Here is an 11,275-nt window from a genome sequence, read left to right as displayed (position 1 = left end):
TTTGAGGACGAGGCCGTTCAGGCCGAAGCGGGGGTCTGGGGGCGGCAGCCCCCAGGTCTACGGGACGGGTAGGGGCGGAGGGGGCGAAAACCCCGTAGGGCCCCCACCCGCGCCCCCGTTGACCTTCCCCCAAGGGCAGACCTCAGCCTCGTCGTCATGGACCTCCACCTGACGCAGACCCCGTACAGCGACCCCGGTGACCTCGACGTCGGCGGGCTACCACGAGAGCCCGGCCAACTGGCCTCCCTCGTCCGGGGGTTGATCATCCACCGCCTGGAGGGCGAGCGCTTCGGGTACGCCATCCCCGAGCAACGCCTGCACGAGGACGCGGAGTCGCGCTACGTGACCGAGCTGCTGCGGATCCTGCGCGAACGCGGCGACGCGCCGCTCACCGAGCGACGGGCGCCCGAGCAGCGTTTCGTCGGCACCTGCCGGGACTTCGCGCTGCTCCTGTGCTCGCTGCTGCGGGCGACGGGGACACCGGCCAGGATCCGCGGCGGCTACGCCACGTACTTCGTCGAGGGCTTCCACGACGACCACTGGGTCACCGAATACCGGCTCCCGGACGGGAGTTGGCGACTGATCGACCCGCAGGTGCACGGAGGCGACCACGACGTACCCTTCGACCCGCTGGACGTGCCGAGGGACCGTTTCGTCGTGGCCGGGCAGGCCTGGCAGGCGTGCCGGGCCGGGAAGGCCGACCCGGAGACGTTCGGGGTGTGGGCCGTGGACGGACTGCGCGGAATGTGGCTCGTCCTCAACAGTGTCGTACTGGACCTCGCCGCGCTGAACGGCACGGAACCACTGCCGTGGGACGGCTGGGGACTGGCGGGGGAGCAGCGCTACGACTCGCTCACCGAGGAGGACTTCGCGCTGATCGACGCGGTGGCCGCGGCCCGTGCACCCGAGGACCTCCGCCGGCTCCACGCGCACCCCCTGCTGGCCGTGCCGGTCGAGATCCTCTCCCACTCGCCCTACCTCGGCCTGCGGCACGTCACCCTTCCGCGGCGCTGAACACCGTCCCCTGATGGAAGTACAGCAGCCACCCCTCACCCGTCCGACGCCACAGCGAACTCCGGTGTGCGCGGCGGCCGTTGTGGTCCGTGTCGAAGGTGAGGTGGACGAGGTCGGGGGCGAGCTGGACGCCCTTCATGTGCGAGGTGACGACGGGCCGGGCGCCCGGCGCGGTGGTCACGGCGAGCGCGGCGATGATCGAGGCGCGGTCCCAGTGCCGGCCCGAGGCGCCGAACTCGTGGAACTCCGGGTGGAGCAGCGCCCCGACCAGCTCGGGCGACCGGCGCACCTCCGGGTCGAGGAGGCGCAGTTCGGCTTCGACGGCGGCCTCGACAGCGGGGTTGCGCTCAGGCACCGGTGAGCTCCTCCAGTTTGACGACGGTGTTCCAGTTGCGGGTGGTGGCGGTGAGGCCCTTGAGCAGCCGGGGCTTCGAGAGGGCCTCGGCCAGTTTCGAGCGGCCGAGGCCCTCGGGGGCGTAGAGGTACAGCTCGCGGTCGCCGAGGCGGAACTCCTCGGGGAGGAAGGCCACCGCGTCGACGGTGGCGAACCGTTCGGCGCCGACGGGTGTGGAGAAGTAGGTGACGTGCAACTGCTTGGCCTCCAGTTCGGCGGCCGGGAACGGACACGCCTCGCGTACGGCCTTGAGGTAGGTGTGGTCGCGTACGAGCACACCGACGGTGAAGCCGAAGTGCTTCTCGATCGCGTGCGCCAACTCCGCGGCGAGGGAGTCCTCATCGCCGTGGTCGCTGCCGAAGACGGCGTTGCCGCTCTGCAGATAGGTGGCCACGGAGTCGTACCCGAGGCCCTGCATCAGCGTGCGCAGTTCGGCCATCGGCACCTTCTTGTTGCCGCCCACGTTGATCCCGCGCAGCAGCGCCGCATACATCGTCATCCGCACACCATAAAGCGGCCGCCGTGCCCCATGGGGGTGGGCACGACGGCCGCGGTCAGGAGCGCCGCGTCCCTCGACGATCTTCAGGAGCCCGTCCGGCGTTCCGGTCGACGGATCGGCGATCCGAACCCCTATACGTGTAAGGGGCCCCGTCCTCCTCAGTGGGGAGCCGACCAGGTCCGAGGGGAGGACTCCGACCTCCGCCGGTTCATCGAACAGCACGACGAGACGCGCTTATCCGGCCCCTACCTTCATAGAGAAAGGTGGCGACAGGGGGTTGCCACCACGCACAAGGGGGCTGGCCCGTCATGGGGAACGGAGATATACGGGTGCGAGGTCTGGCCGCAAGGGCCGGCGGCTGGAGCGCCCGGCACCGATGGGCGGCCGTCGGCATCTGGGTGCTGTTCGTCGTCCTCGCCATGGGACTCGGCTCGGCTGCGGGCCGCGTCGACGTCGACGAGAACGATCAGCTCAAGGGTGAGACGCACACCGCCTCGCAGATCATCAACGACGCCGGGATCGACGAGCCGGCCGGCGAGACGGTGCTGATCCAGGCGAGGGACAAGAACCTCACGTCCACGGACGCCGAGTTCCGCAGCGCCGTCACCGCGGTCGTCAAGGCCGTCGACGCGACCGGCAAGGCCACGGACGTGACCTCGCCGTACGACACGAAGACGATCTCGAAGGACGGCCGCAGCGCGCTCGTCCAGTTCGACATGCGCGGCGACGCGAAGACCGCGGGCGACCGCGTGGAGCCCGTCCTGAACGCCGTCGAGGACGTCCAGAAGGACCACTCGGGGCTGCGGATCGAGGAGATCGGCGGCGCCAGCATGCAGAAGACGTTCACCGACGCCTTCGGTGACGACTTCAAGAAGGCCGAGCTGTCCGCCGTGCCGGTGGCCCTCGGCATTCTTCTGATCGCCTTCGGCGCGCTCGTGGCGGCGCTGCTGCCGGTCGCGCTCGCGGTCACCGCGATCATGGCGACGATGGGCCTGATGGGCCTCGTCAGCCATCTGCAGCCGATGAGCGACACCGCCAACTCCGTGATGCTGCTGGTGGGTCTGGCCGTCGGAGTCGACTACTGCCTGTTCTACCTGCGGCGTGAGCGCGAGGAGCGCGCGGCGGGCCGGGACGCGGACACCGCGCTGCGGATCGCCGCCGCGACCAGTGGCCGCGCGATCGTCGTCTCCGGTGTCACGGTGTGCGTGGCGATGGCCGGAATGCTCTTCACCGGGCTCGCCGGGTTCGAGGCGATGGGCCTGGCCTCGTTGATGGTCGTGGCCGTCGCCATGGTCGGCTCCGTGACGGTGCTGCCCGCGCTGCTCTCACTGCTCGGCGAGCGCGTCGAGAAGGGACGCATCCCGTTCCTGCACCCCGACAAGCGCCGCAAGAAGGCGGGCCGCAGCGGCAACGGTGAGAGCCGGGTCTGGAGTGCCGTCCTGCGGTTCGTGCTCGCCAAGCCCGCCGTGGCGTTCGTCCTGGCGGCCGGTGCGCTGCTGGCGATCGCGGCGCCCGCGCTCGGCATGAAGACCCAGAACCTCACCCTGGACCAGGAGTTCGGCGACTCGCTGCCGATCGTCGGCACGTACAACCGGGTCAACGACGCCTTCCCGGGCGGCTCCGAGCCGGCCCAGGTGGTCGTGAAGGCGAAGGACATCAACGCCGCCGACGTGAAGTCCGCGCTCGCCGACTTCCGTGCGGAGGCGATCAGTTCGGGTGCCTCGCGCGGCCCGGTCGAGATCAAGGTGCACGACGCGCAGAACGTGGCGTTCGTGTACGTCCCGCTCGTGGGCGGCTCCGACCAGGACAAGGCGGGCAAGAGCCTGGAGCTGCTGCGCGACAAGGTGCGGCCCGACACGCTCGGCAAGGTCGACGGCGTTCAGGCACCGGTCAGCGGGCAGGTCGCGGGCAGCCATGACTTCAACGACCAGCTGATCGGGTCGGTCGTCCCGGTCTTCGCGTTCGTCGTGGTCTTCGCCTTCCTGCTGATGCTCCTGTCGTTCCGTTCGCTGACCATCGCGATCACCTCGATCGTCCTCAACCTGCTGTCCGTGGGGGCGGCCTACGGCATCCTGGTCGCCGTCTTCCAGCACGGCTGGGGCGCCTCGCTGGTGGGCGCGGAGGGCGTGGGCGCCATCGTCACCTGGCTGCCGCTGTTCCTCTTCGTGATCCTCTTCGGGCTGTCGATGGACTACCACGTGTTCGTGGTCTCCCGCATCCGTGAGGCGCGGCTGAGGGGGCACTCGACGAAGGAGGCGATCCGGCACGGTGTCGTCACCACGGCCGGTGTCGTCACCAGTGCCGCCGTCATCATGGTCGCCGTCTTCGCGATCTTCGGCACGCTGTCCATGCAGTCCATGAAGCAGATGGGTGTGGGCCTGGCGGCCGCGGTGCTCATCGACGCGACGGTCATCCGGGGTGTGCTGCTCCCGGCCGTGATGGCACTGCTCGGCGAGCGCAACTGGTACCTGCCGAAGTGGCTGAACCGTATGCCCGACCTCACGCACGACGAGTCGTCCGAGGCCATCGCGCCGTCCGCCAGGGAGGGCGAGAGGGTCGGCGTGTAGCTCCGGCACTGTTCGGTAACTCCGTTCGAGTCAGGGCCTGTTGGTTCCCCCAGGAACCGGCGGGCTCTTTCTCATTTGCCTGCCTGCTCTCGGTCGCGCGCGGGCAGTTCGGCCTCGATGAGGTCGGCCGCGCGCCGTGTGCCCCCTTCTGTGGCCATCTCCGCGCGGAGCTCCGCGAGCCGTCGCGCGACCCCCGGGTCGTCGGCCACCGCGAGAACGGCCTCGCGCAGGGTCTCGGCCGTCGCCTGCTCCATGGGCACCTGACGGGCGACGCCGAGCGCCTCCAGCATGTCGGCGTTGCCGAACTGGTCGACGGCCTGGGGTACGGCGACCATCGGCGTGCCCGTGGCGATCCCCTCCTGGCTGCCGCCGGCCCCCGCGTGCGTGATGAACGCGTCGGCCTCGCGCAGCACCGCCAACTGCGGTACCCAGTCCCGTACTTCGATGGTGTCGGGTACCTCGCCCAGCTCCGCCGGATCGACGAACCTGCCGATCTGCAGGACGACATGCCAGCCCGGCAGATCACCGAAGGCCTTGACGCACTCGCGGTAGAAGGCGGGCTGCTTGGTGAAGCTGGAGCCGAGGGACACGAGCAGCACGCGCTCGGCGCCCGCCGGGCGGTGCCACTCGCCCTGGGCCGCGCGGTCGCCCTGGCAGGCGCCGACGAAGGTGTTGCGCCGCTCGTCGACGCGGTCGGCGTGCGGCTGGAGCGCCTTCGGGATGAGGACGAGGCACCGGTCGGGACGGCCCATGAAGTCCTCGACGCTCAACTCCATCGCGTTGTCGGCGATCCAGCGCGCGAAGGTGTCGTAGAAGGCCTTCCCGCGCGGGGTCTGCTTCAGCGGCTCGAACATCGGTCTGCCGACCTCCTCCTCGTACCCCTCCCAGGCCACGAGGTTCGGTGAGAGCTGCACGATCGGGACGTCCCAGCGGTGGGCGAGGACCCGGGCCGGGTACGCCGTGATGTCGTAGAGCACCAGGTCCGGTTCGTCGCCCTCGTACGCCGCGGCGAGCTGCGGTTCGGCCTGGAGCGCGTCCGTGAGGAACGGCTCCAGGTGGTCGATCGGTTCGGTGCCCCACGCGTCCGGGTCATCGGCGGTGGGCAGTGTCGAGTGCCACGGCTTCGGCTCGGCTCCGGTCTCGGCGACCTTCTCGGCGAAGGAGGGCGGAATCGCGTACGTGACGCGGTGCCCGCGGGCGACGAGTTCCCGGATCACTTCCAGGCTCGGGTTCACGTGCCCGTGGGCGGCGATGGAGAACATGGCGATGTGGGCGCGTGGAGTGGTCATGATCCGACGGTAGGCGAGACGATACGTCTCGTGCAACATGATTACTCCGACCTGCCCGGGCCGGCCGACTCCATCGGTGCCGCCCGTGCCGTATAAACGTTCGGGCACGGATGAGCGGGGGAACGGGGGGCCATGCACGAGGACGTGGATCAGGACGCGGTGCTGCGGGCGCGCACCGTGCTGCTGGGGTCGGGCCGGCCGACCCGGCGCCAGGAGGTCGAGGCCTGCCGGGTGCTGGCGCGGGTGAGCCCGGCGACGTATCTGCCGCGGCTGTCCAAGGCGTTGATCTACCTGGGCTTCAGCGACGAGTACCGGAAGCTGGGCGAGGCGCAACTGGCCCTCTACGAGGAGGCGGTCGAGGTCGCCCGTGCGGTGGACCCGTCCGACCCGCAGCACACGGACCTCCTGATGAACGCGCTGCGATGGAAGCAGCACCAGTTGTTCGAGCTGGCACGGCGCCCCGAGGGCCTGGCGGTGCGCGAGGAGATGGCGGGCCTCGACCGTCGAACCAGCGGGGCGGACCCGGACACCCCCGCCGGGCTGGGAGTGGAGCTGTGGGCGCGGGGGCTCGCGGAGGAGGGCCGCCATCGTGAAGCGGCCGAACTCTTCGAGAAGTTGGTGCGGCGCGCCCGGCCCGCAGGGCCGAGCGAGGGCGCCTTCGCCTGGCATCTGCTGGAGTGGACCGCGGAGGCGGAGGCCGCCGGGCTGCGGCAGACGGCGCTGGCCGCGACCGGTGAACTCGTCGAGAGGGAACGGGACCAGCTCGCCGCCGGAAGGACCGGCACGAGGTCCTTGTTCTTCGCCCTGCTTCGGCTGGCGGAGCTGCACGAAGGATATGCCCGGGCCGACGAGGCCTCGGCCGCACTCGACGAGGCGGCCGCCCTCCTCGCCGAACTGGCCGCTCACGGAGAGTCCAAGCAGTGGAGCGGTTACCAGTCCACCTACTGGGTCGTGCTGCTCGGCCTCTCCGGCCGGGCCGCGGAACTCCCCGCGCCCGGCCGCGCCGCGCCCCCGCTCGGCGCGCACTTCCACGAGTGGTCGCCCGACCTGCGCCAGAGCTACTTCGCGGAACTCCCCGCGCTGCGCGATGCCGTCGAGGCGGCACAGGATCCCGGCGAGCGGTTCCGGCTGCACCGCAAATTGATGATCCGCTCGGTGCTCCACGCCGAGTCCGGGCACCGGAACCGCTTTTTCGAACTGCTCCTGCCGCTGTTCGACGAGGGCGTGGCCCTCGCGCGGCAGACCGCCGATCCGGCGCCGGTGGCCCGCGCTCTTCTCGACCGCGCGAGCGCACTCACCGCGGCGCAACGGTTCGCCGACGCCCTCGCCGACTTCCAGGAGGCTTTGGAGGTACGGCGCCACAAGGACCCTCAGCGCTGATAGCGGGCCAGCACCAGGTTCCCGTCCTTCACCAGCCGCCGGCGCAGCTCCGCCAGGCCGATCGCCCCGCTGTAGTACTCCTGGAACGCGGGGGTCGCGACCTTGTCCTTCCATTCCGGGTAGCCGCGCACGGACTGGGCGGGGGCGGAGCGGAGGTGCTCGGCGAGGGCCGTGCCGGTGGCCCAGTCGTTCTTGGCGGTGTGCAGGGCCGGGTCCTTGAGGGCCTGCGTTCCGGTGGGGAGCATCCAGTCGCCGAGCGCGAGGCGGACCATGTTCTTCGGCCGCAGCAGGAAGTCGATGAACTCGGCGGCCTCCTTCTTGTGCGGGCTGTCCGCGGAGACCGACAGGGTCTGCGGGCTGACGCCCTGGGTGAGCCCGTCGGCCCCGGCCGGGGCGGGCAGGACCTGCCAGTCGAAGCCCTTGGGCGCCTGCTGCACGATCTGCTGACGGTAGGAGAAGCCGAGCGGGACCATCGCGTACTTGCCGCCGAAGAAGCCGGGCAGTGTGTCGGAGCCGCCCATGCCGAGCGTGGTGCTCGACGCGCTGCGGTCGGTGTTCACCTGGTCGTGGACGGTGCGCGGCACGGTCGCGTCGGCGGCGTCGAAGCGCACCGTCACCTTGCCGTCCGCGCCCCGGTGGAAGAGCCGGCCGCCGGCGGAGAGGGAGAGGTTGAGGGTGGCCGAGACGGGCTCTTTGAGCGGCCAGGCGACACCGTACTTCCCCTTGCCTCCGAGCTCCTTCGTGATGGCCCTGAACTCGCCCCAGGACCAGGGCTTTTCGGGCGTCGGAATCCGTACTCCCGACTTCTTCAGCCAGGTGGCGTTGGCGATCAGGACGCGCGGCTCCTGGAGGAACGGCACCCCGTGGATCCCGCCACCGAAGGTCGCCGTGTCCCAACTGTGCTGCGGGATGTCGGACTTGAGGCGGGCCGGCAACAAATCCTTCAGGTCGGCGAGGTAGCCGCCGTACGCGAAGTCGGCGAGGTCGTCCGAGGCGTCGTGGATGATGTCCGGCGCCTCGCCGCCCTCGAAGGAGGTGAGCAGCTGGTCGTGGACGCTGTCCCAATTCCCCTGCACGTACTCGACGTTGATGTCGGGATGCGCCGCGTTCCACTCCTTCACCAGTTCCTTGTTGGCGGCGACCGACTCCTCCTGCCAGGCGAGGGACTGGAAGCGGAGGGTGATACGACCACCGGAGCCGCCGCCCCCGTCGTCGCTGCATCCGGCGAGCAGCAGCGCCAGGACCAGCACGACGGCCGCGACCAGCCTCGTATGCGGCGCTGCAGACAGTCTCGTACGCATCAGCTCTTCACCGCCCCGGCGAGCATGCCGCCCGTGATCCGCTTCTGGATGAGGGCGAAGACGACCAGCGACGGCAGGGTCGCGAGGAACGCCGCCGCGGCCAGCGGGCCCAGGTCCGCGACACCCTCAGCGCCGATGAAGTGGGTGAGGACGACCGGCAGCGTCTGTTTCTCCGGGGTCTTGAGCAGGACCAGCGCGAAGAAGAACTCGTTCCACGCGGTGATGAACGCGAACAGCGCCGTCGCCACGATGCCCGGCGCGAGCAGCGGCGCCGTGACCGAGACCAGCGTGCGCAGCCGCCCCGCACCGTCCACCGCCGCGGCCTCCTCCAGCTCCAGCGGCACGGCCCGTACGTATCCCACCAGCATCCACAGGGCGAACGGCAGCGCCCAGACGACGTACACCATGATCAGTCCGGGCACGGAGTTGATCAGCCGCAGGTTCTTCAGCACGAGGAAGAGGGGGATGATCACGAGCACGAACGGGAACGCCTGGCTGATCACCACCCATCCGGTGGCGGCCCGTGCGAGCAGGGTGCGGTGCCGGGCCATGACGTAGGCCATCGGGGTCGCGATCAGTACGGCGATCACGGCCGCGCCGAGCGCCGCGACAAGGGAGTTGAGGGCGGCGTGCAGCAGCGGCTGCTCGTCGAACGCCTGGCGGAAGTTGGCGAGAGTGGGGTCCTTGGGGATCCAGGTGGGGTGCAGACTGGCCAGCTCCCGTGGCGGTTTGAAGGCGGTGGAGAGCAGCCAGAGGAGGGGGAACGCGAGGAAGACGAGATAGCCGAGAAGGGCCGCGTACTGGCCGACGCGCGCTCTGGTGCCGGTCCTCACGATTCCTCGCCTCCCCTCAGCCGGCCCACCAGGAAGACGGCGAGCACGACGGAGATCACCGCGACCATCACACAGCCCATCGCCGCCGCGTAGCCGAACTGGCCGTAGCGGAAGGCCTCTTCGTAGGCGAAGAGCATGGGCAGCCGGGTGCGGCCGCCGGGTCCTCCGTTCGTCAGCACGTAGACCAGGGCGAAGGAGTTGAAGTTCCAGATGAGGTTGAGCGCCGTGATGGCGAGGGCGACCGGTCTGAGGGCGGGCCAGGTCACGGTGCGAAAGCGGCGCCAGGCGCCCGCGCCGTCCATCGCGGCCGCCTCGTGCAGTTCGCGCGGGGTGTTCTGCAGCCCGGCGAGCAGCGCGACCGTGGTCTGCGGCATGCCTGCCCAGACCCCGACGACGATCACCGCGGGCAGGGCGGTGCCGAGGCCGCTCAGCCAGTCGCGTCCGTCGCCGAGGCCCAGGTCGCGGAGCGTCTCGTTGAGGATGCCCGCGTCCGGGTTGTAGACGAGCCGCCACATGATGCCGACGACGACCTCGGGCATCGCCCACGGGACGATCGCGAGCGCCCGCGCCAGCCAGCGGAAGCGGAGGTTCTGGTTGAGCAGCAGGGCGAGTCCGAGCGCGAGCAGGAACTGCGGCACGGTCACCCCGACCGCCCACAGCAGTCCGATCCTGAACGAGTCCCAGAACAGCGTGTCGTGCAGCAGGTCCTGGAAGTTGAGGGCGCCGGTCCACTGCGTGGGTTCGGTGCGGCCCGACTGCGAGTCGGTGAACGCCAGCGCGATCCCGTACAGCAGCGGTCCGACGCTCAGCACCAGGATCGGGATCAGCGCGGGCAGCACCAGGAACCAGGCCCCGTGGTCGGGGGTCCCGCCGGTCCGGCCCGGCCGTCCCACCGAGCGCGGCGCACGCCGTGCCGGCTGTTTCGTCGCGCTCACCAGTGCCACGTAATCGACCCCTTTGGGCGGCTCGTACGGGTCTGGCCGTCCAGGCGGCCCCGGTCATGGTCGTGAAGGCGGTGTACCTCGTCAAGACACCGCGCACACCGTGCTACCTCGGGGAATGCGAGACTGGCCAACGGTTGGCGTGATCGTGACGCCGTGGGCGAGGGTCCGAGGAACACACGGAGGCGACGGAATGGACGAGGCGCGGGCGCGGGACGTGCTGGCCACGGCGGGTGTGCTGCCCGGGTCGGCCGGGGACGCGCGGCTCCTCGCCCTGGGCGAGAACGCCGTGTTCGCGGCCGGTGACCTGGTCGTCAAGGTGGGACGCGACGCCGAACTCCTGGGCCGCGCACGGCGGGAGCTGGAGATCGCGGCCTGGCTCGCCGACGCGGACGTCCCCGCGGTGCGGGCCGCCGAGCCGAAGGCGCTGCTGGTGCAGGGGCACCCGGTGACGGTGTGGCACCGACTGCCCGATGCCGTACGCCCCGCCGGGCCACCGGATCTGGCCGAACTGCTGCGGGTCGTGCACGCGCTGCCCGCCCCCTCCTTCGCCCTGCCGCCACGCGAACTGCTCGGCGGGGTGGAGCGCTGGCTGCGCCTCGCGGGCGACACGATCGACCCGGCGGACGCGGCGTACCTGCGCCGGCGGCGCGACGGTTTCGCGACGGCCGCGGCGGCGCTCACCCCGCATCTGCCGCCGGGCCCGATCCACGGCGACGCGCTGCCCCGCAACGTCCATGTCGGACCCGACGGTCCGGTCCTGGTCGACCTGGAGACCTTCTCCGCCGACCTGCGCGAGCACGACCTGGTGGTCATGGCGCTGTCCCGCGACCGCTACGGGCTGCCTGCCGAGGCCTACGACGCCTTCACCACGGCGTACGGCTGGGACGTGCGCGAGTGGGCGGGCTGTTCCGTGCTGCGCGGCGCGCGGGAGACGGCCAGCTGTGCGTGGGTCGCCCAGCACGCGCCCGGCAGTCCCAAGGCCCTGGCCGAGTTCGAGCGCCGGGTGGCGTCGCTGCGGGACGGGGACGAGACCGTGCGGTGGTATCCCTTCTGA

The 11,275-nt window shown here is 70.7% G+C and carries 10 protein-coding genes; 4 read left to right on the top strand and 6 right to left on the bottom strand.

Features of this window, described 5'->3' with window-relative positions:
* The first annotated feature begins 156 nt into the window (after window positions 1-156).
* Entirely contained in the window at window positions 157-1,014 is an 858-nt protein-coding gene (locus ABZS97_RS23440) for a transglutaminase-like domain-containing protein (RefSeq protein ID WP_356140269.1), read from the top strand.
* Here the strand turns inward: ABZS97_RS23440 and ABZS97_RS23435 are convergent.
* Window positions 995-1,369: a DUF4440 domain-containing protein gene (locus ABZS97_RS23435; RefSeq protein ID WP_356140268.1), complete on the bottom strand. Its 375-nt coding sequence runs from the start codon at window positions 1,367-1,369 to the stop codon at window positions 995-997. The two genes, ABZS97_RS23440 and ABZS97_RS23435, sit on opposite strands and share 20 nt — an antisense overlap.
* On the bottom strand, window positions 1,362-1,907 hold the full coding sequence (locus ABZS97_RS23430; protein ID WP_356140267.1) for a DUF1697 domain-containing protein: 546 nt from the start codon (window positions 1,905-1,907) through the stop codon (window positions 1,362-1,364). Before ABZS97_RS23430 ends, ABZS97_RS23435 begins: the two co-directional genes overlap by 8 nt.
* 308 nt (window positions 1,908-2,215) lie before the next feature.
* Between ABZS97_RS23430 and ABZS97_RS23425 the strand changes: the two genes are divergently transcribed.
* Window positions 2,216-4,474 (top strand): MMPL family transporter, encoded by a 2,259-nt coding sequence (locus ABZS97_RS23425; protein WP_356140266.1) that lies wholly within the window; start codon window positions 2,216-2,218, stop codon window positions 4,472-4,474.
* Between the two features lie 71 nt (window positions 4,475-4,545).
* Here the strand turns inward: ABZS97_RS23425 and mgt are convergent, their stop codons facing one another.
* On the bottom strand, window positions 4,546-5,802 hold the full coding sequence (mgt, locus tag ABZS97_RS23420; RefSeq protein ID WP_356140265.1) for a macrolide-inactivating glycosyltransferase: 1,257 nt from the start codon (window positions 5,800-5,802) through the stop codon (window positions 4,546-4,548).
* A 93-nt stretch (window positions 5,803-5,895) separates the two neighbouring features.
* Here mgt and ABZS97_RS23415 point away from each other — a divergent pair, with 93 nt between their 5' ends.
* A complete protein-coding gene (locus ABZS97_RS23415; RefSeq protein WP_356140264.1) occupies window positions 5,896-7,143 on the top strand; it encodes a hypothetical protein in 1,248 nt (415 codons plus the stop codon).
* Here the strand turns inward: ABZS97_RS23415 and ABZS97_RS23410 are convergent.
* The 3 genes from ABZS97_RS23410 to ABZS97_RS23400 are packed head-to-tail and all read right to left on the bottom strand — an operon-like array spanning window position 7,134 to window position 10,221.
* Window positions 7,134-8,444, bottom strand: a complete 1,311-nt coding sequence (locus ABZS97_RS23410) for a sugar ABC transporter substrate-binding protein (protein ID WP_356140263.1) — start codon at window positions 8,442-8,444, stop codon at window positions 7,134-7,136. The genes ABZS97_RS23415 and ABZS97_RS23410 overlap by 10 nt on opposite strands.
* Window positions 8,444-9,277 carry a carbohydrate ABC transporter permease gene (locus ABZS97_RS23405; protein ID WP_356140262.1) on the bottom strand — a complete coding sequence of 278 codons (834 nt, stop codon included), beginning with the start codon at window positions 9,275-9,277 and terminating at the stop codon, window positions 8,444-8,446. Before ABZS97_RS23405 ends, ABZS97_RS23410 begins: the two co-directional genes overlap by 1 nt.
* A complete protein-coding gene (locus ABZS97_RS23400; protein ID WP_356140261.1) occupies window positions 9,274-10,221 on the bottom strand; it encodes a sugar ABC transporter permease in 948 nt (315 codons plus the stop codon). Before ABZS97_RS23400 ends, ABZS97_RS23405 begins: the two co-directional genes overlap by 4 nt.
* A gap of 190 nt (window positions 10,222-10,411) precedes the next feature.
* On the opposite strand from ABZS97_RS23400, the gene ABZS97_RS23395 reads away from it, so the two are divergent.
* Entirely contained in the window at window positions 10,412-11,275 is an 864-nt protein-coding gene (locus tag ABZS97_RS23395; protein ID WP_356140260.1) for an aminoglycoside phosphotransferase family protein, read from the top strand.

The organism is Streptomyces sp. NPDC005485 (assembly GCF_040606085.1).
Taxonomy (GTDB): domain Bacteria; phylum Actinomycetota; class Actinomycetes; order Streptomycetales; family Streptomycetaceae; genus Streptomyces.
This window is presented reverse-complemented; position numbering and strand designations above follow the sequence as displayed.

Excerpts from the sequence above, each read along its gene's own strand:
- ABZS97_RS23425 (WP_356140266.1), top strand. The coding sequence starts at position 2,216 with ATGGGGAACGGAGATATACGGGTGCGAGGTCTGGCCGCAAGGGCCGGC.
- mgt (WP_356140265.1), bottom strand. The coding sequence starts at position 5,802 with ATGTTGCACGAGACGTATCGTCTCGCCTACCGTCGGATCATGACCACT.
- ABZS97_RS23415 (WP_356140264.1), top strand. The coding sequence starts at position 5,896 with ATGCACGAGGACGTGGATCAGGACGCGGTGCTGCGGGCGCGCACCGTG.
- ABZS97_RS23430 (WP_356140267.1), bottom strand. The coding sequence starts at position 1,907 with ATGACGATGTATGCGGCGCTGCTGCGCGGGATCAACGTGGGCGGCAAC.
- ABZS97_RS23440 (WP_356140269.1), top strand. The coding sequence starts at position 157 with ATGGACCTCCACCTGACGCAGACCCCGTACAGCGACCCCGGTGACCTC.
- ABZS97_RS23395 (WP_356140260.1), top strand. The coding sequence starts at position 10,412 with ATGGACGAGGCGCGGGCGCGGGACGTGCTGGCCACGGCGGGTGTGCTG.
- ABZS97_RS23410 (WP_356140263.1), bottom strand. The coding sequence starts at position 8,444 with ATGCGTACGAGACTGTCTGCAGCGCCGCATACGAGGCTGGTCGCGGCC.